Source organism: Mesoterricola sediminis (genome assembly GCF_030295425.1).
Taxonomy (GTDB): domain Bacteria; phylum Acidobacteriota; class Holophagae; order Holophagales; family Holophagaceae; genus Mesoterricola; species Mesoterricola sediminis.
Window position 1 is genome coordinate 3,081,655 of record NZ_AP027081.1, and the last position, 23,342, is coordinate 3,104,996.

Consider the following 23,342-nt stretch of genomic DNA (forward strand, 5'->3'; position numbering starts at 1 on the left):
CATGAACCCCCTCCGCCGCCTCCGCAACCTCGATCTGGGCGCCCAGTTCCTCGCCCTGCTGGCCTCCCAGCTCTTCCTCCTCGCGGTGGTGTCCGTGCTCGCCGTGGAGGGCCTCCACCGGCTCCGGGCCGGCCAGGGGGTCCTGGGCGGGCAGCTTCCCAAGGAAGCCGCCGCCGCCCAGGTGCTCCACGATTCGGATGTGCTCCGGGTGATCCACGTGTCCCTCATCGGGGCCGGCCGGAACCCGGAGTACGTGGAGAAGCGCCTGCGGCGCCTGGCCGAAGTGGAGGCGGACCTGGAGAAGTCCCTGGCCCGCCTGGAGGCCCTGGACTGGTCCGCCCAGGCCCGGGAGGACGTGCGCGTCATTGCCGAGGGCATGCGCGGCTACCTGAAGGCCTTCCCGCCGATCCTGGACCAGGCCCGCAAGGCGGGCCAGGCCGACCTGCCCGCCCTCATCGAGGCCAATACGGCCCTCCGGCGCGAGGGCTACAACCGCCTGCTCCAGCTCATCCAGGCGCTCCAGAAGGAGGGGGAGGATCTGGTGGTCCGGGACCAGGCCGCGGCGTGGCGCTGGGAGATGGCCATCCTGGCCGGCTCCATGACCGCCGTCGTCATCGGCCTCGGCTTCACGGCCTACCTGGGCCGGGGGGTCCAGCGCCAGGCCGCCCAGCTCCTGGCCTCCATGCGCGCCGTCCAGGAGGGGGACCTCTCCCGCCGCTGCGAGGCCCCGGGCGGCGGTGAGCTGGGGCGCACCCGCGACGCCCTCAACCAGGTCATCGACAACCTCGAGCGCCACATCCGCACCATCACCGACGTGAGCCACCGGGTCGCCTCCTCCGCCACCCAGCTCAGCGCCACCGTGGGCGAGGTCGCCGGCGCCACCGACGAGATCGGCCATTCCGCCCAGGAGCAGCGGATGATCATGGAAGAGGGCAACGGCCTCGTCCGCGACATGGGCCGGATCACCGGCCGCGTCCAGGAAGGCGCCACCCGCCTCTCCGGCATCGCCGAGGCCTCCGAGTCCGCGGCGGGGGCCTCCCAGGCCAGCGCCTCCGAATCGGACAAGGCCATGGAGGCGATCCAGGAGAGCTCCGGGCAGGTCGGCCGGATCACCGGGGTCATCGCCGACATCGCCCGCCAGACCAACCTGCTGAGCCTGAACGCCGCCATCGAGGCGGCCAAGGCCGGCGCCCAGGGCAAGGGCTTCGCCGTCGTGGCCGAGGAGATCCGCAAGCTCGCCGAGCGCAGCGCGGTCGCGGCCAAGGAGATCTCCTCCCTCGTGGGCGAGAGCGCCGAACGGGTCCGCCTGGGCATCCAGGCCGTGGCCCTGGTCAACGACGGGCTCGACACCATCCAGGGCCACATCCGCGAGAACGGGGCCCAGGTGCGCGACATCGCCGGGGCCATGGGGGACCAGTCGGACCTGACCCGCCGCCTCCTGACGCACCTGGAGGCCATGGGCACCCTCACCGAACGGCATGGGTCGGCCACCACGGAGCTGGTGGCGACCATGCAGGAGACGAACCGAACGGCCGAGGAACTCGCCTTCCTGGCCACCGAACTTCAGCGCCTGACCGAGGCCTTCCGCACCGCCTGAACCCCTTCCCCATTCCCGATGCCCGGGCGACCCCGCCCCGGCGAAGCCCTGCCCGCGGACGCTCCGCGGCCCACCCCTGGAGGCATGCCTTGACCCACCCCTTCTTCCCCTTCCGGAGGCCCCGCCGCCCCGGCCAGCTCCTCGTGCCCGCGGCCCTCGTCCTCGGGATGCTGCTCGGCCCCGTGGCCTGCACCGACCTGCACCGCGCCTCGTCCACCGAACAGGTGGAGGCCGACGCCTCCATCCTGGACATCACGTACGCCTCCGGCGACAGCGCGGCGGCGGTCACCAAGAACCTCACGCTGCCCACCAAGGGCACCTGGAGCGGCTGCGCGGTGACCTGGACCTCGAGCCTGCCCAGCGTCGTCTCCCCGGCGGGCGTCGTGCGCCGCCCCCCCTACGGCGCCGACAAGCAGGTGACCCTGACCGCGACCCTGGCCCAGGAGGCCTCGACCCAGACCCGCACCTTCACCGTCACCGTCAAGCAGGTCCCCTATATCCAGTTCATCCACGTGTCCGACCTGCACTTCGGCGACGCGCTGGCCGCCGCGGCGGCCTTCCAGGGCGCCAGCACGACCGTGGACGCCCTGGACGTCAACACCGCCATGCGCGACGCGGTGAACACCCTGTCCACGGCCACGGCCCCCTCCGACTACGGAGTGGGCGCCGGCACCGTCTTCGGCAGCTTCGATTTCATGGCGAACACCGGCGACATGGCCAGCCGCACCCAGTCCGGCTCCTACAACGGCAACACCGCCGCCCAGAGCTGGGCCCAGTTCACCAAGGTGTGGCTGGAGGGCGTCACCCTCAAGGACAACAACGGCAACGCCCTGCCCCAGCACCTGACCCCCGGCAACCACGACGTCGCCAACGCCCTCGGCGGCCCCGAGACCCTGATCGGCGGCATCGATCCCACCGCCCTGGCGGGCATCTACAACCTGGGCATGAACCCGGCCACCCCCGTCACCAACGCCACCTTCGACTACAACCAGCACAAGGTGTTCTTCACCAAGGTCTACGGCGGCGTCCACTTCGTGTTCCTCAACCAGTGGCTGGACGCGGAGATGCAGGAGAAGCTCGCCGCCTACCTGTCCGGCGTCGGCACCTCCACCCCGGTGATGCTCTTCGCCCACATGCCTCCGGAGCAGAACGGCGCCAACTTCCGCGACCCCTCCACCACCGGCGTCGACTTCCCCTTCGGCGCGGGCTTCGCCAACCTGTTCCGCGATCCCATGAGCGCCTCGAACATCGTGGCCCCCGCCACCACGATCACCACGGCCACCGTGCCCACCAAGGAGGTCGCCGACCTCGCCGCCTTCCTCAAGGCCCGCAAGAACGTCATCGCCTGGTTCAACGGGCATGACAACTTCACCCAGTACCGCACCTGGAACGGCGAGAACTCGGTGCTGATCAACAACAGCATGACCCAGCTCTCCATCCCCGTCTTCCGCTGCGATTCCCCCGTGAAGGGCAAGGATTCCGGCAAGGACGCCAAGAAGCTCGCCTTCAACGTGGTCACCATCGATCCCGCGAAGAAGGAGTTCACGGTCCGCGAGTGCCTCTGGAACAAGTCCAACACCAAGGGCGCCGCCGTGGCCTGGGGCCAGACCCAGACCTTCAGCCTGGCCAACCGGGTCCGGTAGGCGCATCCCCCTCTTCCCGGGGGGATGGAACGGCAGGGATGGGACGGCGCCCCCGGGTCGGGGCGCGCCGCCCCATCCCCGTTTTTCATCCGGGACCCGGGTCGCGGGGAACGGCTTCCGGGCGGGTCAGGGCTCCTGCGCCTGGGCCCAGGCCCGCACCTTGGCGGCGGCGGCCTTGCCCACGGCCCCGGCCAGGGCCTCCTCCCCGGCCTCCTTCACGCCCTTCACCGAGCCGAAGGCCTGGAGGAGCTTTTTCGCGGTGGCCTGCCCCACCCCGGGGATGGTGGTGAGCTCCGTCTGGAGGGTCCGCTTCGCCCGCAGCATGCGGTGGTAGGTGATGGCGAACCGGTGGGCCTCGTCGCGGATGCGCTGGAGGAGCTGCAGCACCGGGCTGGTCCTCGGGATGCGCAGGGGCTCGCTGGAACCGGGGCGGAAGACCAGCTCCTCCTTCTTGGCCAGGGAGGCGCGCTCCAGCTGGTCCAGGCCCAGGCCGGCCAGGGCCGCCTCGGCGGCGTGGAGCTGGCCCAGGCCGCCGTCGATGAGCACCAGGTCCGGCAGGTCCCGCCCCTCGTCCAGCATGCGCCGGTAGCGCCGGCCCACGGCCTCGGCCATGTTGGCGAAGTCGTCGTTCTGCTCATTGGTCATCTTGAAGCGCCGGTAGGCCTTGCGGTCCGGGACGCCGTCCGTGAACACGACGCAGCTGGCCACCACCTCCCGGCCCTGGCCGTGGCTGATGTCGAAGCACTCCATGCGCCGCGGCGGCCGCGCGAGGCCCAGGAAGGCCTGGAGGCCCTCCAGCACGGCCTGGTTGAGCCGGGCGGGCTCGAACTTGCGCTCCAGGGCCAGGCGGGCGTTCTCCTGGGCCATGGCCAGCAGCTCCACCTTCTCGCCCCGCTGGGGCACGGCCACGTGGGGCCGGGCGCCGCGCATGCCGCCGAGCCACTCCCGCAGGAGCTCCAGGTCCTCGGGCTCCGTCTCCACCAGGATGCGGGCGGGAACGGGCTCCTCGGCGTAGACCCGCTTCAGGACTTCGGCGAGGACGGCCCCGTCGAAGGCCTCCACGTCCTCCAGGACGTATTCCCGGCGCCCCACCATGCGGCCCTCCCGCATCTCCAGGCGGTGCACGCAGGCGCGTCCGTCCAGGACGGCGCTCCCGTAGTAGTCCGTGTCCTCCTGGTCCACCGTGGCGGCCTTCTGGCGGTTGAACCAGGCGTCGACCTGGGCCAGGGTGTCCCGGTACTGGGCGGCCTGTTCGAAGGCGGCGTTCTCCGCCGCCGCCCACATGGCGGCCTCCAGCCGGGTCTTGAGCTCGTCCCGCTTGCCCTCCAGGAAGAGCCGGGCCTCCTTGGCCTGCTCCCGATAGGCCTCCTGGGTGACGGCGGCGATGCAGGGGGCGGTGCAGCGGTGGAGCTGGTACTTCATGCAGGCCCGGCCCCGCTTCCCGTCGATGTCGATGTCGCAGTCCCGGATCTGGAAAAAGCGGTAGGCCAGCTCGGCTGTTCGATAGGCCGTCGAGGCCGGAAAGAAGGGCCCGAAGTAGAGGCTGCCGTCCTTCCGCACCTTCCGGGTGACGAAGACCTGGGGGTAGGGGTCCTTCCAGGTGAGCTTCACGTAGGGGTAGCTCTTGTCGTCCCGCAGCATGATGTTGTACGGCGGGCGGTGCTCCCGGATGAGGTTGTTCTCCAGGACCAGGGCCTCCAGCTCCGTGGCGCAGACGATGAACTCCAGGTCCCAGATCCGAGCGACCAGACGGCGGGTCTTGGCGTCCAGGACCTTGGTGTGGAAGTAGCTCCGCACCCGGTTCCGCAGGACCTTGGCCTTGCCCACGTAGAGGAGTTCCCCCTCCTGGTCCCGGTACAGGTAGACCCCGGGCTGGGTGGGGAGGTCCCCCAGCTTGCGCTGGAGGGCGGGACTGCGGTCGATGTTGGTCCGGACGACGGCCATGGGCCAGTCTACCAAGCCGGAGGGGGACTCCGGCAGGGGCCGGGAACCGGGGTCCGCCCCGGGGCACCCGGGGGCATGGATCGCGGCGCGGCGGCCCGCAGGTACGGGCGGATGTGCGAGACGGGGACCGCCTGGCTCCTGTGGGCCCGGGGCTGGGACCTGGTGGGGCGGAACCTGCGGGCGGGACGCTTCGAGCTGGACCTGCTGGCCGTGCGGGGGCGGGAGCTGCGCCTGGTGGAAGTGAAGGCCCGGGCCCCGGGGGCCTGGACCGGGGCCGACACGGCCCTGGGACCCGCCCAGCGGCTCCGCCTCCAGCTGGCGCTCCGGGCCTGGCTGGCCCGGGTCCCCTGGCCCTTCCACATCTCCTTCCAGCGGGTCAGCTGGGCGGGCTGGCGGTGCCGGTTCCATCCCCCGGAAAGGTGGGAGGGTTTCCGGTAGAATCCTTGAATGCTGGTACTCGGACTCGAATCCTCCTGCGACGACTGCTCCGCGGCGGTGATCCGCGAGACCCCCGAGGGGCCGAAGCTCCTCTCCATGGCCCGGAAGAGCCAGGACGAGATCCACGGCCCCTATGGCGGCGTCGTGCCCGAACTGGCGGCCCGCGAGCACCTGCTCCAGCTCCGGGGCGTCATCGCCGACGCCCTCGCCAAGGCCGACCTGCCCCTCAAGGCCATGGACCGCATCGCGGTCACCCGGGGCCCCGGCCTCGTGGGCTGCCTCCTGACCACCTTCTCCGCCAGCAAGGCCATGGCCTGGCGGGAGGGGATCCCCTGGGTGGGGGTCCACCACCTCCTCGGCCACCTCAACGCGGCCCGCTTCGGCGCGCCGGACCTGCCCTTCCCGGCCCTGGCCCTCCTGGTCTCCGGCGGCCACACCCACCTGTACCTGGCCCGGGACTGGACGAGCCTGGAGCTCCTCCAGAAGACCCGGGACGACGCGGCGGGCGAGGCCTTCGACAAGACGGCCCGCATGCTGAACCTGGGCTATCCCGGCGGCCCCATCGTGGACACCTGCGCCCGGAAGGCCGCCAAGGCCGCGGCCCCCTTCACCCCCCCCAAGTTCCGGGACGGCAAGGCGTCCTGGAGCTTCTCCGGCCTCAAGACCGCCGTGCGGCTCCGCATCGGCCAGGAGCCCGGGCTGGACGCGGCCGGCGCGGAGGACCCGCGCGTGGGCGCCCTCTGCCGCAGCCTCCAGGAGACGGTGGCCTCCTGGCTTCTCAAGCCCGTCCCCGGCTGGCGGGAGGAGACCGGCGCCCGGAGCCTCGTGGTCTCCGGCGGCGTGGCCTGCAACAGCGAGCTGCGGGCCCAGGCCCAGGCCCTGGCCGCGAAGCTGGGCATCGTCCTGGCCGTGCCCGAGCCCCGGTTCTGCACCGACAACGGCGCCATGATCGCCGCCGCCGGGGCCGTCCTGGCGCCCAGCGACGAGCCCCTCTCCCTCAACGCCGACGCCAACCTGCCCCTGGGAGCCTGACGGTGGACGTGACCCGCGAGGACGTGCTCCGCTGCGCCGCGCTCACCCGCCTCCACCTCGAGGAGGCGGAGATCGAACCCCTGCGCCGGGACATGGAGCGCCTCCTGACCCACGCCGGCAGCCTCGGCGCCCTGGACCTGGAGGGCGTCGCCCCCTGGGGCCTGGACGCCCCCCTCCCCCGCCGGGAAGACATCCCCGCCGAGGGCCTCACCCAGGCCCAGGCCCTGGCCAACGCCCCGCGGGCCGAGCGCGGCCATTTCGTCGTGCCGAGGGTGCTCGGCTAGGGTGTGTTCGTAATCTAGGATAGTAATGGCTAATACCCATCCGTGCCGGAGCATGGAGGAGCTGGAATAGTGAGTCTGTGCTGCAGTGCCTGATGGCGCCGCGCATTCGCAGCATCCTATTGGAACGCGGAGGCGCGGAGGATCTCGCTGAGGCTCGCGGAGAAAGGATCAAGCCCACAAGCCCCCTCCAATCGATATCCAGGAAAACCTCCCGCTTCACCTTATGGCCGGCCAGTCTCAGGGAGTGCGCCAGACAGACCTTGTAGGGATCTTCCAGGAGTCCGTGCCCCAGAGCCTTCTGGATCTCGATGGCCTCCCCGATGATGGCCTGGGTGATCTCCTTGTGCGGATGATCCTCCCCGTCGACCTCTCCCCAAGGCCTTCCCATCACGCCTCCCGTTGGGACGTGTCATTGGGAGGTGGCAGGTTCCAGGAGCGCTTTCCTCCGCGACCCTCTGCGAGATCCTCCGCGCCTCCGCGTTTCATAGGATCAATGAGGATCCGGAACGCTTGTCACCCTCCGCTCATAGCCTCAGCCAGATCACGATGCAGGCCAAAGCCACCTGGGCTGAGAAACTTCGCGCCGTTTGTCGAACCCATGCTCGATGGCATGGCGGGCCTTGTATAGGTGTGAGTCCCAGGCCGCCGGATTCTTGCGCCGGGGATGAGGTGGGATGACGGCTGGATGGGCGGCATAAGGGTTTGAGGCCTGCGTTGGGGCCATGTTCATTCGTTCCGTGCAGACCTCCCAGGGCAAGGTCGGCACATCATTCAACAATCATCAGCTGGTTGAAAGCTACCGGGCGGAAGCGGGACCCCGGCAGCGCCTGATCACGAACCTTGGAAGCCTCGACCTGCCCAGGGAGCGGTGGAAGGACTTGGCCGCGGCCCTGGACTTATCCCAAGCATCGCCGTGCATCCCCTTTATCCCCGTTGGAAATACAGCCGGGATGGGGCGGCGCATCCGTTACCCGATTGCGCCGTCCCATCCCTGCAATTTCATTCGCCGGGGATGCACGGGGATGAACGGGGATGCCTGGGATGCTGCCCCTGCTTCCTCGCCCTGACCCTCGCCTCTACGCGCTCAATCGGCCAGTGTCGTGCTGGCTGTGGAGCTATCCGCTGTAATCGGTAGTGATCGATCGTGTGGGTCGGAAAATTGAGCTGGACAGCCTGGATGGGCCCCGCAAGGTAATGAGGGGCCAATCCATGCTGTCTAGGCCAGGGCCGCCCGCAGTTCCGCGACGCTGAAGGGCTTGCGGAGGAAGGACACGCCCGGCTTTCCCTGGGCGACGTCGGGCAGGTCCCGGTCGCTGTGGCCGCTGGCGAGGATGACCCGGAGGCCCGGCTGGGCGGCCAGGAGCAGGGGCAGCACCTGGGCCCCGGTGAGGCCCGGCATGTTCATGTCCAGGATGACGATGTCGGGCGCCAGGCCCTCCTCCAGGAGGGCCAGCGCCTCCCGGCCGCCCGGGGCCAGGTGGACCGTGTGGCCGAGGGCCTTGAGGAGCGGCTCCATGGCCTCCCGCACCAGATCGTCGTCGTCCACGAGCAGGACCCGCCGGGGGCGCCCGGTGGGCGCCCCCCCCTCCTGGGCGGGCCCGGCGTCGGCCCCATCGGCGACCAGGCGGCTTTCGGGGAAGCACAGGCGGGCGGAGGTGCCTTCCCCCGGGCGGCTCTGGAGCTCCAGGGTGCCGCCATGGGCCTTCATGGTCCCGAAGACCATGGCCAGGCCGAGGCCCGTGCCCTTGCCCAGGGGCTTGGTGGTGAAGAAGGGCTCCATGGCCTTGCGGAGCACCTCCTCCGGCATGCCCTCGCCCGTATCGGCCACCTCCAGGACCACGCCGCCGCCCTCCCGCCGGGTGCTCAGCGTGAGGGTGCCGCCTCCGGGCATGGCGTCCACGGCGTTGACGCAGAGGTTCATCACCGCGTGGCTGAGGGCCGAGCCGTCCCCCATGAGGGCGGGCAGGCCCTCCTCCAGGGCCAGGTCCAGGCGGACCCGCTGGAGGGTGGTGTGGGCCAGCAGCTGGGCGAGGTCGCGCACCAGGGCGTTGAGGTCCAGGGGCCGGGGGGCCTCCAGCCCCTTGCGGGAGAAGTACAACAGGCTCTTGATGACGTCCCGCCCGCGCAGGCAGGCCTTGACGATGGTCTCCAGGGCCCGGCCGAGGGCCGGCGTCAGGCCGGGGGTCTCCTGGTGGGCGGAGGCCAGGCTCAGGATGGCGCCCAGGACGTTGTTCAGGTCGTGGGCGACCCCGCCGGCCAGGCTTCCGAGGCTCTCCATCTTCTGGCTCTGCTGGAGCTGGGCTTCCAGGTTGCGCTGTTCCGCCTCCGCCCGGGCCCGCTGGGCCTCCCCGTCCAGCTTGTCGAGGGCGAAGGCCAGGTCCATGGCGGTCTCGATGAGGAGGTCCGTCTCCTCGGGGCCGAAGGTTCCGCCCTCCCCCGCGTCCACCCCCAGCAGGTGCGTGATCCGCCCGGCCTGGGCCACGGGCAGGACGGCGGAGGTTCCCGCCAGGATGACCGGCTCGCCCCGCGCCACCACCGCCGCCAGGACCCCTTCGGGGAGGGGCGGCCCGTCCGCGCCGCAGCGCACGGCCACCTCGAGGCCCGTCCCCACCGCGTCAAGGCGGGCGGCCCAGGCCGAGGCCATGCCGCCGCCCTCCACGAGGACCTCGCAGATGCGGCGGAGGAGGGCGTCCTGGCTCCGGGCCCATACGATGGCCTGGCCCACCTGGCCCAGGGCCGCGTAGAGCCGCGACAACCGGCGGATGGCCCGGGCCTGGGCGTGGCGCTCGGAGATGTCGCGCAGGAAGGAGACCACCCGGGTCTCCCCTTCCTGGGCCACCACGCGGCTGCTGGCCTCCACGGGGAAGGTGCTGCCGTCCCGGCGCCGGTGGCGGGTCTCCCACACCCCCTGCCCCTGGGCCAGGAGCTGGGCCCAGCGCTCCCGGAACTCCGCCTCCGTCCCCGGCGGCCGGAGCGTCCCGGCCGCCAGGCCGCGCAGGTCGTTCTGGTCGTACCCGTAGGCGGCCTCCGCGACCCGGTTGGCCTCCAGGATGCGGCCCTCCTGGTCGGTGATGAGGATGATGTCGTTGGCCTCGTGCATGAGGGAACGCGCCCGCTCGGCCAGGACCTTGCGCTCGCGCTCGGCGGCCAGGAGCTCGCGCACCCGCCGGGCGGCATAGTGGCGCACCAGGATCCCCGTGCCCAGCCCCGTGACCGCCACGGCCCCCAGGGTGACGAGGGCAATGGCCCAGAAGCGCGGGCGCAGGGCCGCCACGACCGCCGCTTCCTCCGCCCGGACCACCAGGTGCCAGGGCGTGTCCCGGATGGGCCGCGCGCTCACGAACGTCCGACCAGAAGGCCGGCCGCCGCCCCCGGTGGTGTCCACCGGCCCCGCGGTCGCCGCCGCGGCCAGGACGGCCTTCCGGAGGCCCGGCGGAACCGGCTGCCCCAGGATGCGCGCGTCGGCGCCGGACAGGTCCACAAGGCTGGAGACGGCCCGGGGCGCCTGGGGCGAGAGATCGGCCAGGTAGGGTCCCAGGAACGCGCCCGAATCGGTGGCCAGGCAGAGGGCCCCGACCCGCGCGCCATCCGGGCCCGTCACCGGGACCCACCAGCCCGAATGGGGGTCCGGGTCCGCCCCCTGGGCATGGAAGCCTTCCAGGGCCACGTCGCCCGTGGCGAGGACCTGGCGGAAGGCGGCGTCGTGGACCGCCGAGCCCTCGGGCGCCTCGGGGGGACCCAGGTGGAGGCGCACGCGGCCCGCCGTGTCGCAGAGGGTGATGGAGCGGTAGCCGCCGGCCTTCCGCAGGCTGACCATCCAGGCGGCGAGGCCCGGGTCCCCGGACCGCTGGCTGCGGAGGAAGGCCTGGAGCGGGGCTTTGATCAGGGGCGTCTCCCGGATCAGCGCGGCGTCGGCGCGCCGTTCAGCCACCCAGCGGTCGAGGCCCTCGGCCTTGAGGTCCGCGTACCCCGCCAACTGGGATCGGGCCGAGGCCAGGCTGGCATCCACCTGGCTCCGCATGACCAGCACCCCGGCCACCAGCGCCAGGGTGGCGCCCAGCAGGAAGGCCGCGAGCGGGAACTGGGGGGCCCAGGGCAGGGCCGGATTCCGCTCCGTCCGGTGCAGACGGAAGAGGGAGAGGGGGAAGGTGTCGTGACCCGCCTGGGGCAGCAGGGCCAGCCCCAGGCAGGCCAGACAAAGGGAGGTGGGCAGCGAGGCCGGCATGAACCCGGACTCGTAGTCCAGGGGCACGCCCGAGGCGTACCCGAAGAGGTGCAGGGCCCCGGCGACCAGCGGCAGGAGCGCCGCCAGGGCCGCGCCCTGGCGCAGGCCGCCGCGGCCGGCGCCGGCCATGGCCAGCAGGCCGACAGATACCGCCCCCCCGAGCAGACCGAACAGGGGCAGGGCCCCCTGGAAATGGAAGAGCAGGACACCCAGGCCCAGGTAGGCCGTGGCCAGCACGGCCGCCCCCAGTGCCGCCCATCGGGCGGCTCGGCTGCGGCGCCCCAGCTCGACGAGGAGGAGCCCCGCGCCCAGGTCCAGGAAGGCCGCGGCCGCCGGGGTGGACATGGGCTGGAGGGTCCGCCCGAGGGCGGCGAGGGCGGGGTGCCCGGTGAGGTTCCCCAGGAGCGCGGTCAAGGGAAGGCCCAGGCATGGCGCCGCCCGGAGCAGGGTCACCGGCCGGATCCATGAAACCTTCAATGCAACCCCTCGAAAACGGACAGGTTACATTTTAGACAGGCCTCCGGCCCGAAGGTTGAAAATTTGAAATGTCGCCCGCGGCGGCGTCACCAGTCGCTGCCGCCCCCCGAATCGCCGCCGCCCCAGTCGCCGCCGCCGGAGTCGCCCCAGTCCCCCCCGGAGCCGCCGGAATCGCCCCAGTCCCCGCCGGAGCCGGAGCCGCCGCCGTCACCCCAGTCGCCGCCCGAGCCCGAGCCCGAACCGCCGCCGCCCCAGTCATCGGGGTCCCGGTGGTGGCCGCCGCCCATCATGCTGCCGATCATCATGCCCGTGAGGAGGCCGCCCATGCCGCTGCCGCCGCCCTGGGGCGGGTAGGCCTGGCCGGGCATCATGCCCTGGGGCTGGTCCAGGCCCAGGCGCTGGCGGGCGCCGGGGGGCAGCTCCTCGTCCCGGAGTTCCTGGACGCCAGCCAGGGTGCCGCAGTAGCCGCAGGTCCAGGTCACCTTCCGCAGGCCGTCGTACTGCTGCTTCATCTTCTCCCCGGTGGCGCCGCAGGAGGGGCACTTGGGGTAGGGGCAGGCGAAGGTGTGGGGTTCGACGGGGCCGGTGCCCATGGGGCGGTGCGCGGCGCCCAGCTGCTCCTCGCGGTCGCGCCGGCCGCGGAGGACCAGGAAGACGATGATGCCGATCACCAGCAGGGCCACGAAGCAGCCCAGACCGCCGCCCGAGGATTCCCCCTGGCGGCGCAGGATCGCCGGCTGGGTCATGAGGAGAAGGGTGTCCATCGCGTCACCTCGCGACCCACAGCTTACCGCCACTGGCATAATGACCGGGACATGGAACCTGCGCGCCTCCTCCCCGACCCCGGTCCCTGGACGGTCCTGGGCCTCATGTCCGGCACCTCCGCGGACGGCGCGGACGCGGCCCTGGTGCGGATCGACCCGGAGGGGTTCCGCGGGGGCCGGCCCTTCCTCGATTTCCTGGGGCACGTCCACCACCCCTACGGCGCCGGCCTGCGGGAGCGGGTCCTGGCCGCGGCGGCCGACGCCCTCCCCCCCTCGGAGCTCTGCGCCCTCCAGCGGGAGCTGGGCGATCACCACGCCCGCACGGGGCGGGACCTGGCGGAGCGGCTGGGGCTCCGGCCCACCTTCGCGGCCCTCCACGGCCAGACCGTGCAGCACCGCCCCGCCGCGGGCGCCACCCTGCAGCTGGCCGATCCCTACGTGCTGGCGGAAGCCCTCGGTTGCCCCGTGGTCTGGGACCTCCGCCGGCGGGACATGGCCCTCGGCGGCCAGGGCGCGCCCCTGGTACCCCTGGCGGAGCGTTGGCTCCACGGGGCGGAGGGCCCCTGGATCGCCCTCAACCTGGGCGGCATCGCCAACGCCACCGTGTGGGACGGGACCCGGACCCTGGCCTGGGACCTGGGGCCCGCCATGAGCCTCCTGGACCTGGCCGCGGCCCGCTGGCTGGGCCAGCCCTTCGATCCGGACGGCGCCCAGGCCCAGGGCGAGCCGGACGACGCCCTCCTCCGCCGGTGGCTGGACCATCCCCACTTCCACCTGCCTCCCCCCAAGAGCACGGGCCGGGAGGTGTTCGGCGCCGCCTGGCTCCGCGCCGAGGAAGGGGCCCTGGATCGCCTGCCCTTGGCCCGGCGCCTGGCCACCCTGGCCGCCTTTACGGCCGAGGCCTGCGCCCGGGAACTCCGGACCCACGCCCCCGCCCTGCCCGGGGCGCCCCTCCTGCTCTCGGGCGGCGGCGCGAAGCACCAGGCCGTGCGCCGGGGCCTGGCGGAGCGGCTGCCGGAGCATCCCCTCGTGGATGACCTGCAGTTCCCCCCGGGGGCCCGGGAAGCCGTCAGCTGGGCCCTGCTGGGCGCGGCGTCGGCGGTGGGCGTGCCCGCCAACCTGCCCGAGGTGACCGGCGCCGCGCGGGCCGCGGTCCTGGGCAGCTGGGTGCCCCGTTGATCCCTGGCCGGTGGATGGACCATGTGCCCCCCTGGCTGGCCTGGGGGGCCCTCGCCACCACGGGCGCCTACACCTGGGAGGAAGTGGGGGGCATGGCCCTGCCCCTGGCCGCCGCGGCCTTCGTGGAGCACCGGCGGCTGGACCTCCACCGCTTCCGGCGCCCCCTGGAGGTGGCCGCCCTCGCCGTCTTCCTCTTCCTGGTGGCGGCCCGGACGGGCGTCCTGCCCACGGTGGTGAACACCCTCTTCATGCTTTGCGGAGTGCGCCTCGCCCTGCCCCGGGGCCTGCCCCAGCGCCGGCAGGTCCTCCTCATGGGCTTCCTGCTCTTCCTGACCACGGCCGTGTCCACCTCGGACCTGGACTTCCTCCTGTGGGCGGTCCTGTGGGCCGCGGGGGCGGCGGCGGCCCTCGTCCAGCAGGCCTGGGACCAGGCCTCGGAGCGGGTGGCCACCCCCGCGGGCCCGGCGCCCCTGGGGCGGGTGCCCCGCTGGACCGTGGCCGCCGTGGTGGTGGCCGCCGGGTGCTTCGTCATCCTGCCCCGCCTCCGGGCGGGGGTCCGCGGCCTGCCCCTGGGCCTCCAGACGCCCGTGGGGGGCCAGGCCGGCCTGCCCACCGTCCTGGACCTGTCCGCCCGGGGTCCCCTGGAGGGGGGCACGGAGGTGGCCCTGCGCGTGGTGCCCGGCCAGCCCGATCCGGGCCTCGCGGGCCCGTTCGGGCTCCTCAAGGCCCTGGTCCTGGAGGACCTGCGGGACCAGCGCTGGGAACGGGCCGCCGACACCCCCCGGCGGTTCTCCGTGGGCTGGCGTGGTCCCGTGCCGCCGGACCGTCCCCTCGAAGCCACCCTGTACGTCAACCCGGCCCCCGTCCAGGCCCTCCCCCTGCCCTACGGCTTCCAGGCCCTGGAGCCGCCCGACGGGGAGACCCTGCGCCCGGGCCCCGGGGGCGCCCTCCGGTGGACGGTGCCCGTCCGCCGCATCCTGCCCCTGCGCGTCCAGCTCCACCCCCTCCCGGGGGAGCCGGAGCGCGGCATGACCGCCCAGCGCCTGGCCGACCTCACCGCCGCGGGGGACCAGGCCGGGGCCGCCCTGCGCTTCAGCCGCCGGGAGGCGCCCGGGGACCTGCCCCCGGCGGAACTGGCCGCGCGCCTCACCACCGCCCTCCGCGCCTTCCGCTACACCCTGGACAACCCCTCCGGGGGCGCGGCCCGGCCCGTGGACGACTTCCTGGAGCGCACCCGCGCCGGCCACTGCGAGTACTTCGCCTCGGCCCTGGCCCTCATGCTCCGGGCCCGGGGCGTGGCCGCCCGGGTCGCGGTGGGCTACCGCCTGGGCCCCTGGATCCCCGAGGGCGGCTACTGGCTCGTGACCCAGAACGAGGCCCACAGCTGGGTGGAGTTCTATGATCCGGAGGCGCGCCTCTGGCGGATCGCGGACCCGACCCCGCCCGCCCCGCCCTCCGCCTTCGGGGCGGGGGGGGTGGCCGCCGCTGCGGCCCGGATGGCCGACGCCCTGCGCTTCCGGTGGGACCGGTACGTGGTCCGCTTTTCCGACGAGGACCAGGTGCAGGGCCTGGCCTGGCTCCAGGACGGCTGGGACCGCCTGCGCCTGGGGCCGGGCCTGGGCGCCCTCCTGAAGGCCGCGGCCCTCGTGGGCGCCGCCGGGGCCCTGGCCTGGGCCGCCTGGCGGTTCTTCGCCCGGGGCGGCGCTGGCGACGGCCTGCCCGGACGGATCACCGAGCTGGCCCCCCTGGTGCGCGCCGCGGGCACGCCCTCCGAACCCTTCACCGGGGAGACCGCCCGGGCCTGGCTGGCCCGCCTCGCCCTCCTCCGCCCCGACCGGGCCCCCGCCCTGGCCGCCCTGGCCCAGGAGGCCGACGCGGTGACCTACGGCGGCAAGGGCCGCGCCGCCCTGGCCCGCCTGGCCCAGACCGAGGCCGCGGCCTGGCGCATCGGGGACCCGGCGCCTAGGGTGGGTTCGTAATCTAGGATAGTAATGGCTAATACCCATCCGTGCCGGAGCATGGAGGAGCTGGAATAGTGAGTCTGTGCTGCAGTGCCTGATGGCGCCGCGCATTCGCAGCATCCTATTGGAACGCGGAGGCGCGGAGGATCAATGAGGATCCGGAACCCTTGTCACCCTCCGCTCATAGCCTCAGCCAGATCACGATGCAGGCCAAAGCCACCTGGGCTGAGAAACTTCGCGCCGTTTTGTCGAACCTGGTGGCCAGCGCCCTGAACTGTTTGAGCCTGGCGAACCCATGCTCGATGGCATGGCGGGCCTTGTATAGGTGTGAGTCCCAGGTCGCCGGATTCTTGCGCCGGGGATGAGGTGGGATGACGGCTGTCGCACCCATGGCCTCGATCGCCTTCCTTACCGGGTTCCCATCGTAGGCCCGATCTCCGAACACGTACTCTGCCTGCCAACCGCACAGCAATCCTTCAGCAGACCGGCTTTCATGGGCTTGCCCCGGAGTGGCCAGGAAATCCAAAGGATTACCGTGGGCATCGCAGATCAAATGGATCTTGGTCGAGCATCCACCCCGAGATCGTCCGAGCGCCTGGTTCCAGAGCCCCCCCTTTTGCCTGCTGAATATTGATGAGCGCGAATGATGGTGCCATCCGGCATGACCCACTCCAGGTCGGCTTCCTTGCGCAGGAACTCCAGGATCCTTTGCCACACGCCGCGCTTGGTCCAGGCCTCAAATCGCGTGTACACGCTTGTCCAAGGTCCAAATTCCTCCGGCAGGTCCCTCCACGGCGCCCCAGTCCTGTGCCTCCACAGGATCGCCTCCACCATGGGACGGTTGGGGTGACGGGATCGCCCCATCCCTCCACGCTCTGGCGGAAGGAGCGGTTCAAGCTTTGCCCACATGGCATCGGTCAGGAAACTTCTCGGCATCGTTACCCCAGGAAAATTCGTGGTGTACGAGCCTTTACGTATGAGTACAAGTTAACTATTTATCTAATCTATAGATTCCGAACACAGCCTAGCCATCACGAATTGGACTCCGGTTCCCGTTCCAGCATGCCGAACCGGGCCACGATGCGGCGCTCGCCGTCGCTGAAGCGGACGGTGTAGGTGAGCATGTCCCCGCCCCCGGTGGCGGCGGTGATGACGCCCCGGCCGAAGCGGGGGCTCCGCACCCGGGTGCCCCGCGGCCAGGTGCCGCCGGGGGGGGCGGGCTGCGGGGGCACCGGCTCGGGATCGGGGGCCGCGGCGGGGCCGGGCCCGGCCGGGGCCTCGCCCCGGACCTGGGCGAAGAGGCCCCGGATGCGGTTCAGCTCGGAGGCCACGGAGCCGCCACCCCCGCCCGCGGCGGGGCGGGTCGATCCGAAGGTCCCCTGCCCCGCGCGGTAGAGCTCGGTGCCCCACCGGATGGGGGCCTCCAGGGCGTCCTCGGGCAGCTCCCGGAGGAAACGGCTCGGCATGCCCAGGACCTCCTGGCCCATGGCCCGGCGGCGGCGCGCGGCGGTGAGGTAGAGCTTGGCCTGGGCACGGGTGATGGCCACGTAGAAGAGGCGCCGCTCCTCCTCCACCCCGTCCTCGGCCTCCCGGGCGTTCCGGTTGGGGAAGACGTCCTCCTCCATGCCCACGAGGAAGACCACGGGGAATTCCAGGCCCTTGGCGCAGTGGACGGTCATGAGGGAGAGGAGGCTGGCCTCCTCCAGCTCGTCCGTATCCGAGGCCAGGGTGACCCGGTCCAGGAACTCGGCCAGCCGCAGGCCCAGGGATTCGGCGTCGGCCGCGGCCGAGACGAACTCCTCCAGGTTCCGCATCCGGCCTTCGGCCTCGAGGGTCCCTTCCTCCTCCAGCATGCGCACGTAGCCCGATTCCACCAGCACCCAGCGCACCAGCGCCGCCAGGCCCTGGCTGGAGGCCTCCTTCGCCGCGGCGGCGAAGAGGTCCAGGTAGCGCCCCATCTCCCGCTGGGCGCGGCCCTTGAGCTCGCCCTTGCGGAGCAGGATCGCCGCCCCCTCCAGGGCCGTCCCGCCCTCGGGGATGGCCGCCTCGATCCGGGCCAGGGTCGTGGCCCCCACGCCCCGGGACGGGGAGTTCACGGAGCGCCGGAAGCTGACGAGGTCGAAGGGATTGCAGATGAGCCGCAGGTAGGCGAGGAGGTCCTTCACCTCCTGGCGCTCGTAGAACTTGACGCCCCCCACCAGCTTGTAGGGCATGTTGGCGGCCCGGAGGGCCTCTTCCAGCTGCCGGGACTGCCAGTTGGCGCGGTAGAGCACCGCGAACCTGCCGTCCGGGAACCGGAACCGCTCGTGCCGGATCCGCTCCACCACGTACTCCGCCTCCAGCCGCCCCTCGTCCAGGAGCCGGAAGGTCAGCTTCTCCCCCAGGCCCAGGTCGGTCCAGAGGCTCTTGCCCAGGCGCTGGGTGTTGTTGGCGATGACGGTGCTCGCCGCGTCCAGGATCTGCTGGGTGGAGCGGTAGTTCTGCTCCAGCTTGATCTGCACGGCCTCGGGGAAGTCCCGGCGGAAATCGAGGATGTTCCGGATGTCCGCCCCGCGCCACCCGTAGATGGACTGGTCCTCGTCGCCGACGACGCAGAGGTTCTTGTGGGTGCGGGCCAGGTGCTGGACGAGCATGTACTGGGCCCGGTTCGTGTCCTGGTACTCGTCCACCAGGAGGTAGCGGAAGCGGTCGGCGTAGGCCGCCTGGACCGCCGGTTCCCGGAAGAACCGCTCCGTGTACAGGAGCAGGTCGTCGAAATCACAGGCCTTGTGGCTCCGGAGCCCGGCCTGGTAGAGCTTGTAGGCCTCCAGGGCCTTGCGGGTCCACGGGTCCAGGGCCTCCTCCACCGCCTCCTCGGGGAGCAGGCAGCGGTTCTTGAAATCGGAGATCAGCTCCAGCACCCGCTTGGGGTGGAACTGCTTCTCGGGCAGCTTCAGGTCCGCCAGCACCTGCTTGACGAGGCTCCGCTGGTCCGAGGGGTCGAAGATGACGAAGTCCCGGCCCACCGGGGTGCGGTCCCCCTCCCGGCGGAGGATCCGGGTGCAGAAGCTGTGGAAGGTGCTCACCCAGAGCTGCTCGGCGGGCACCGAGACGAGGCGCTGGACCCGCTCCGCCATCTCCCCCGCCGCCTTGTTGGTGAAGGTCATGGCCAGGATGCTGGCGGGCCGGACCCCGGCCTCCTCGATCAGCCAGGCGATGCGCCGGGTGATGACGGTGGTCTTGCCCGACCCGGCCCCGGCCAGGATGAGCAGGGGACCCTCCGTGTGGGTCACCGCCTCCTGCTGGGGCCCGTTCAGGTTGCGGAGGAGGGGATGGTCCTGGGTGGGTTCCGGCATCCTCCGAGTCTACCAAGGACCGGGCTCAGGGTTTCCACATGGGGTGTTCGAAGCTCAGGTAGAGGAAGACGGACCGGTCCCCCCGGCTGGGGCCGACCCCGATGGGGAAGGCGATCCCGGGCACGATCTGGAGGCCGCTCCGGAAGTTGATGGCGAAGCGCAGGCCCGGGTTCACGTAGAAGGTCTCGACCCGCTCCCGCCGCCCCGGGCCGGCCACGGCCTCGCCGCTGGTGTAGGCGAACTCCAGCATGGCGTTGGCGTTGGGGTGGGCGAGCCAGACGAAGCTCTGCCCCAGGGTCCAGGACGTGAGGTCCGCCTTGTCCCCGGCGGCGTTCCGGGCGCCGGGGGTGAAGGAGGCCCCCACGTTGAAGTGAGCCACGCAGGCGGGACCCAGCACGACGCTGATGGGCACGAGGCCCTGGAGGCCCGGGGCCCCGGCCCCCCGGCCCTGGCGTTCGTCCCCCGTGGGCAGGGCCAGGGACAGGCGGGGCGCGATCGCCACCCGGGCCTCCCCGTCGCCCAGGAGCTGGTAGCGGTAGTTGAGGAGGACGTCCCCCACCGCGCGACGGCCGTCGGGAGAGGCCGAGAGGCGCTGGAAGGGCACCGTGTAGCTCAGCTGGTGGGTGATGCCCGGGGCGGGCCACTCCTGGGTGAAGGTGAACAGCCAGTCCCGGCTGGTCCGGTCGCGCATGAAGGTGCTGATGTGCTGGACGACCCCCGGCTCCTGGTTGTAGGCCTCCTCCACCAGGAAGGAGTTGTCCTGGATGGGACCGGGTTCCTGGGCGCCCAGGGCGCCGGCGAGGACGGGAATCAGCAGAGCGGCGGAACGCGGCGCCATGGACACCTCAAGGAAGATCCCTGCCATCATCGCCCGCCGGAGCCGGTTGGGGAAGGCGCCGGGACCCGCTAAGATGGTCCGGCCGGCTCGCATGGCGGAATGGCAGACGCCGCGGACTTAAAATCCGCCGACCGCAAGGTCATGAGGGTTCGAGTCCCTCTGCGAGCACGCATCCCCCCTTTCCGCTGGCCGGGACCCCCCTTCTCGTCTATGCTCTCCCGCACGCCCCGGCCGGGGCGCTCCAGGGGGAGGCGTCATGGCTGGCGGGTTCCTTTCCAGGCTGAGGGTGGGCGTCCGGCTCCACCTCCTCGCGGGCCTCCTGCTCCTCCTCGCCGCCCTCCTGTGGCTGGGGGGTCTGGTCGCCCTGGGCCGGACCCGGACCACGGCCCTGGCGGCCCTGGACGCGACCCGGCGCATCGCCCAGACCGGGGACCTGGCCCGGGACACCCAGAGCGAGTTCAAGACCCAGGTCCAGGAATTCAAGGACATCCTCCTGCGGGGCCACGACCCCGCCCTCCTGGGCAAGTACCGCGCGGCCTTCGCCCGGGCCGAGACGGAGGTGCAGGCCAACCTCGACAAGCTGGCCGAGGCCCTGCCGGCGGCGGGCCTGGACCCGGCCCTGGCCCGCCGGGCCCAGGCCGAGCACCGGGACCTCGGGGAGCGCTACCGCGCGGGGCTCGCGGCCTTCCGGCCCGACCAGCCCGGGTCCTACCGGTCCGTGGACGCCGCCCTCCGGGGGGTGGACCGCCCCATGGCCGCGGCCCTGGGGGAGCTGGCCGAACAGATCATCGCCCGGACCCAGGCCCTGCGGACCCAGGCGGCCCAGTCCCTGGAGGCCGAACGGCGGGCCCTGCTCCTGCAGCAGACCGCTCTCCTGCTGATCGGCCTCCTCGCCGCCCTGGCCTTCACCCGGTCCCTCGTCCAGGGGATCCTCCGTCCCCTGGACGCCGCGGGTGCCTGCGTCCGCCGCATGGCCGGCGGCGACTTCAGCCACGCCGTGCCCGTGGCCGGCCAGGACGAGTTCGCCGAGATGGCCGCCCACCTCAACGGCCTGGCCGGGGCCCTCCGCACCATCTTCCGGGACCTGGGCGAGGCCAGCGCCCGGGTGGCCTCCGGCTCCACGGAGCTGAGCGCCACCGCCGCCGAAATGGCCCGGGCGGCGGCGGAGATCGCGGCCTTCGCGGACGGCCAGCGAGCCGCGGGGGAACAGACCGCCACCTCGGTGCTGGCCTTCGCGGACTCCATCCGGGACGTGGCGGGCAACGCCCGCGCCAACAGCGCCTCGGCGGAGGCCATGGTGGCCGCCGTGGCGGAGGGGGTGGCCCAGGGCCGGGAGGCCGGCGAGGCCATCGAGGAAATCCGGCAGACGAATCAGCGGATGGTCCGGGCCGTCCAGGTCATCCAGGACCTGGCCCGCCAGACCAACCTCCTCTCCCTCAACGCCGCCATCGAGGCCGCCAAGGCCGGGGTCCACGGCCGGGGCTTCTCCGTGGTCGCCGAGGAGGTGCGCAAGCTGGCCGAGAAGAGCGCCTCGGCCGCCCGGGAGATCGCGGGCCTCATCCAGGCCTCCGAGGCGGCCATGGCCCGGGGCCTGGCCACGACGGGGCGATCCGGCGCGGCCCTGGAGAGCCTCCAGGGGAACATCCACGCCGTGGCGCGCTCGGCCCGGGAGATCGGCGCCGCCACCGACGCCCAGGGCCGCACCTGCGATGACGTCGCCCGCCAGGTGGAGACCGCCGCCGCCGGGACGGAGCGCAGCGCCGCCGCCTCCCAGGAGCTGGCCGCGACCGTGGAGGAAGTGAACCGCACCGCGGAATTCCTGGCCTCCGTGGCCGACCAGGTCGCGGCGTCCATCGGCCGGTTCAAGATCGCCTGAACTGGGCGTATGATGGTTTTCCCCCTCAAGCCCCAGGAGTTCTGATGGACGCCCTAGAAGCCCTCAACACCCGACGGAGCATCCGCGCCTTCACCCCCCGTCCCGTGAGCCTGGACGTCGTGCGCGAACTCATCAGGGCGGCCATGCACGCGCCCTCCGCGGGGAACGAGCAGCCCTGGCACTTCCTCATCCTCACCGACCGCGAGATCCTGGACCGGATCCCCGACTTCCACCCCTACGCGGGCATGCTGGCCGAATCCCCCGTGGCCGTCCTCGTCTGCGGCGACCACCGCCAGGAGAAGCACCCCGGCATGTGGGTGCAGGACTGCGCCGCCGCCACCCAGAACCTCCTGCTCGCCGCCCACGCCAAGGGCCTCGGCGCCGTCTGGGTCGGCATCCACCCCCGCGAGGACCGCATCGAGGCCCTGCGCGGCCTCATCGAACTGCCCCCCGACGTGATCCCCTTCGCCCTCGTCCCCATCGGCCACCCCGCCGAGACGCCCGAAAGCGAGGACCGCTACCGCCCCGAACTGATCCACCTCAACACCTGGTAGGACCCGGCCCGCCCGGTGCGGGCCCAGCCTGGACGGGCCGATGGATGCCGAGGCATCCATCGGCCCGTTCCCGGTGGGATGGGCCCGGTCCGAGGGGGTCAGGCCTTCCAGCCCTGGAGGACGCGCATGTAGTTGGCGCGCTCGAAGGCCTGGGGGTTGGGGCACTTCACGAGGCTCATGCTGCCCCGCATCTGGTCCAGGCTTTCGTACTCGTGCTCCTCCATCCAGGCGGCCAGGCCGTCCCGCACCTCGGTGAGGCGCTCGGGGCCGTGCTTGAGGAGGGCGGAGACCATCTGGATCCCGGTGGCGCCGGCCATGGTGGCCTTCACCGCGTCCTCGGGGGTGTGGACGCCGCCGGTGACCGCCATGGGCACGCCCACGTGGCTCCAGAGGATGGCCAGCCAGCGCAGGCGCATGCGCAGGGTGGAGCTGGAGCTGAGCTGGAGGGCCGGGGTGACCTCCAGGTTCTCGATGTCCAGGTCGGGCTGGTAGAAGCGGTTGAAGAGGACGATGGCGTCGGCCCCGGCCCCCTCCAGGACCTTGGCGTAGTGCGCCAGGGAGCTGAAGAAGGGAGAGAGCTTCACCGCCACGGGGATGGTCACGCTCGACTTCACGGTGCGCACGATCTCCAGGGTCCGGCGCTCCACCAGGTCCGAGGTCTCCAGCGGGTTGGTGGCCAGGTAGTAGATGTTGAGCTCCAGGGCGTCGGCCCCGGCGTCCTGCATCTTCCGGGCGTAGTCCAGCCAGCCGCTGTTGGTGATGCCGTTGAGGGAGGCGATGACCGGGACGCGGACCGCGGCCTTCACCCGCTGCAGCTGCGTCAGGTAGCTCTCGGGGCCCAGGGTCATCTCGTCGAAGCGGGGGAAGTAGCTGGTGGCCTCCGCGAAGGTCTCGGCGTGGGCGGCCAGGTCGTAGAGGGTGCCCGACTCCTCCCGGGTGATCTGCTCCTCGAACAGGGAGGGGAGGGTGATGGCGGCGGCGCCGGCGTCCTCCAGGCGGCGGACGGCATCCAGGTCGGCACCCAGCGGCGAAGCGCCGGCCATGACCGGATGCTCGAGCGGGAGGCCAAGGTAGGTGGTCTTCAGGTTCATGACGACTCCTTCATTGGGGCTGGACTGGTCACCATTGGAACACCCCTCAACGGGAACCGCCACCCTTCCGTTCGATTTCCCGAACGAAAGGGTGGCGGCGCGGC

General features: G+C 72.1%; 18 protein-coding genes and 1 tRNA gene. 10 read left to right on the forward strand and 9 right to left on the reverse strand.

The window, feature by feature from the left end; translation table 11 throughout:
- Position 1 precedes the first annotated feature (1 nt).
- Positions 2-1,597 carry a methyl-accepting chemotaxis protein gene (locus R2J75_RS13555; RefSeq protein WP_316410379.1) on the forward strand — a complete coding sequence of 532 codons (1,596 nt, stop codon included), beginning with the start codon at positions 2-4 and terminating at the stop codon, positions 1,595-1,597.
- 89 nt (positions 1,598-1,686) lie between these two features.
- Positions 1,687-3,240, forward strand: a complete 1,554-nt coding sequence (locus R2J75_RS13560; protein WP_243334896.1) for an immunoglobulin-like domain-containing protein — start codon at positions 1,687-1,689, stop codon at positions 3,238-3,240.
- Positions 3,241-3,366: 126 nt separating this feature from the next.
- Here R2J75_RS13560 and uvrC read toward each other — a convergent pair whose 3' ends face one another.
- Positions 3,367-5,199 carry an excinuclease ABC subunit UvrC gene (gene uvrC / locus R2J75_RS13565; RefSeq protein ID WP_243346243.1) on the reverse strand — a complete coding sequence of 611 codons (1,833 nt, stop codon included), beginning with the start codon at positions 5,197-5,199 and terminating at the stop codon, positions 3,367-3,369.
- A gap of 60 nt (positions 5,200-5,259) precedes the next feature.
- On the opposite strand from uvrC, the gene R2J75_RS13570 reads away from it, so the two are divergent.
- The 3 genes from R2J75_RS13570 to gatC are packed head-to-tail and all read left to right on the forward strand — an operon-like array spanning position 5,260 to position 6,938.
- A complete protein-coding gene (locus R2J75_RS13570; protein ID WP_243334891.1) occupies positions 5,260-5,622 on the forward strand; it encodes a YraN family protein in 363 nt (120 codons plus the stop codon).
- Between the two features lie 9 nt (positions 5,623-5,631).
- A complete protein-coding gene (tsaD, locus tag R2J75_RS13575; protein ID WP_243334889.1) occupies positions 5,632-6,654 on the forward strand; it encodes a tRNA (adenosine(37)-N6)-threonylcarbamoyltransferase complex transferase subunit TsaD in 1,023 nt (340 codons plus the stop codon).
- Between the two features lie 2 nt (positions 6,655-6,656).
- Entirely contained in the window at positions 6,657-6,938 is a 282-nt protein-coding gene (gatC, locus tag R2J75_RS13580; protein WP_316410380.1) for an Asp-tRNA(Asn)/Glu-tRNA(Gln) amidotransferase subunit GatC, read from the forward strand.
- On the opposite strand, the gene R2J75_RS19950 is transcribed toward gatC, so the two are convergent.
- The 4 genes from R2J75_RS19950 to R2J75_RS13595 all read right to left on the reverse strand — a co-directional run bounded on the left by R2J75_RS19950 (position 6,862) and on the right by R2J75_RS13595 (position 12,404).
- Positions 6,862-7,326: a GxxExxY protein gene (locus R2J75_RS19950; protein ID WP_394365848.1), complete on the reverse strand. Its 465-nt coding sequence runs from the start codon at positions 7,324-7,326 to the stop codon at positions 6,862-6,864. The two genes, gatC and R2J75_RS19950, sit on opposite strands and share 77 nt — an antisense overlap.
- 153 nt (positions 7,327-7,479) lie before the next feature.
- Positions 7,480-7,662 carry a hypothetical protein gene (locus tag R2J75_RS13585; protein WP_316410381.1) on the reverse strand — a complete coding sequence of 61 codons (183 nt, stop codon included), beginning with the start codon at positions 7,660-7,662 and terminating at the stop codon, positions 7,480-7,482.
- A gap of 492 nt (positions 7,663-8,154) precedes the next feature.
- The gene (locus tag R2J75_RS13590; RefSeq protein WP_316410382.1) at positions 8,155-11,616 is read right to left on the reverse strand and encodes an ATP-binding protein; all 3,462 of its coding nucleotides are present in this window, start codon (positions 11,614-11,616) and stop codon (positions 8,155-8,157) included.
- Between the two features lie 110 nt (positions 11,617-11,726).
- Positions 11,727-12,404 (reverse strand): hypothetical protein, encoded by a 678-nt coding sequence (locus tag R2J75_RS13595; RefSeq protein WP_243335957.1) that lies wholly within the window; start codon positions 12,402-12,404, stop codon positions 11,727-11,729.
- A 51-nt stretch (positions 12,405-12,455) separates the two neighbouring features.
- Between R2J75_RS13595 and R2J75_RS13600 the strand changes: the two genes are divergently transcribed.
- Entirely contained in the window at positions 12,456-13,583 is a 1,128-nt protein-coding gene (locus R2J75_RS13600; RefSeq protein ID WP_243335958.1) for an anhydro-N-acetylmuramic acid kinase, read from the forward strand.
- Between the two features lie 23 nt (positions 13,584-13,606).
- On the forward strand, positions 13,607-15,562 hold the full coding sequence (locus R2J75_RS13605) for a transglutaminaseTgpA domain-containing protein (RefSeq protein ID WP_308220542.1): 1,956 nt from the start codon (positions 13,607-13,609) through the stop codon (positions 15,560-15,562).
- Positions 15,563-15,725: 163 nt separating this feature from the next.
- Here the strand turns inward: R2J75_RS13605 and R2J75_RS13610 are convergent.
- The 3 genes from R2J75_RS13610 to R2J75_RS13620 form a co-directional block, all read right to left on the reverse strand.
- Positions 15,726-16,480, reverse strand: a protein-coding gene (locus R2J75_RS13610; RefSeq protein WP_316410383.1) for an IS5 family transposase whose coding sequence is annotated in 2 segments (ribosomal slippage) — positions 15,726-16,147 and positions 16,147-16,480 — 756 coding nt in all. Because the reading frame shifts where the segments join, the coding sequence is not laid out codon by codon here.
- A 95-nt stretch (positions 16,481-16,575) separates the two neighbouring features.
- The gene (locus R2J75_RS13615; RefSeq protein ID WP_316410384.1) at positions 16,576-18,879 is read right to left on the reverse strand and encodes an ATP-dependent helicase; all 2,304 of its coding nucleotides are present in this window, start codon (positions 18,877-18,879) and stop codon (positions 16,576-16,578) included.
- Between the two features lie 25 nt (positions 18,880-18,904).
- Positions 18,905-19,717: a transporter gene (locus R2J75_RS13620; protein ID WP_243334178.1), complete on the reverse strand. Its 813-nt coding sequence runs from the start codon at positions 19,715-19,717 to the stop codon at positions 18,905-18,907.
- 85 nt (positions 19,718-19,802) lie between these two features.
- On the opposite strand from R2J75_RS13620, the gene R2J75_RS13625 reads away from it, so the two are divergent.
- The 3 genes from R2J75_RS13625 (at position 19,803) to R2J75_RS13635 (ending at position 22,147) form a co-directional block, all read left to right on the forward strand.
- A tRNA-Leu gene (locus tag R2J75_RS13625) sits at positions 19,803-19,885 on the forward strand.
- Positions 19,886-19,973: 88 nt separating this feature from the next.
- Complete coding sequence (locus R2J75_RS13630) at positions 19,974-21,593, forward strand: methyl-accepting chemotaxis protein (RefSeq protein ID WP_243346980.1); 1,620 nt, start codon at positions 19,974-19,976, stop codon at positions 21,591-21,593.
- Positions 21,594-21,637: 44 nt separating this feature from the next.
- Positions 21,638-22,147 (forward strand): nitroreductase family protein, encoded by a 510-nt coding sequence (locus R2J75_RS13635; RefSeq protein WP_243334174.1) that lies wholly within the window; start codon positions 21,638-21,640, stop codon positions 22,145-22,147.
- A 98-nt stretch (positions 22,148-22,245) separates the two neighbouring features.
- Here the strand turns inward: R2J75_RS13635 and R2J75_RS13640 are convergent, their stop codons facing one another.
- Entirely contained in the window at positions 22,246-23,238 is a 993-nt protein-coding gene (locus R2J75_RS13640; protein WP_243334172.1) for a dihydroorotate dehydrogenase-like protein, read from the reverse strand.
- Positions 23,239-23,342: the final 104 nt, after the last annotated feature.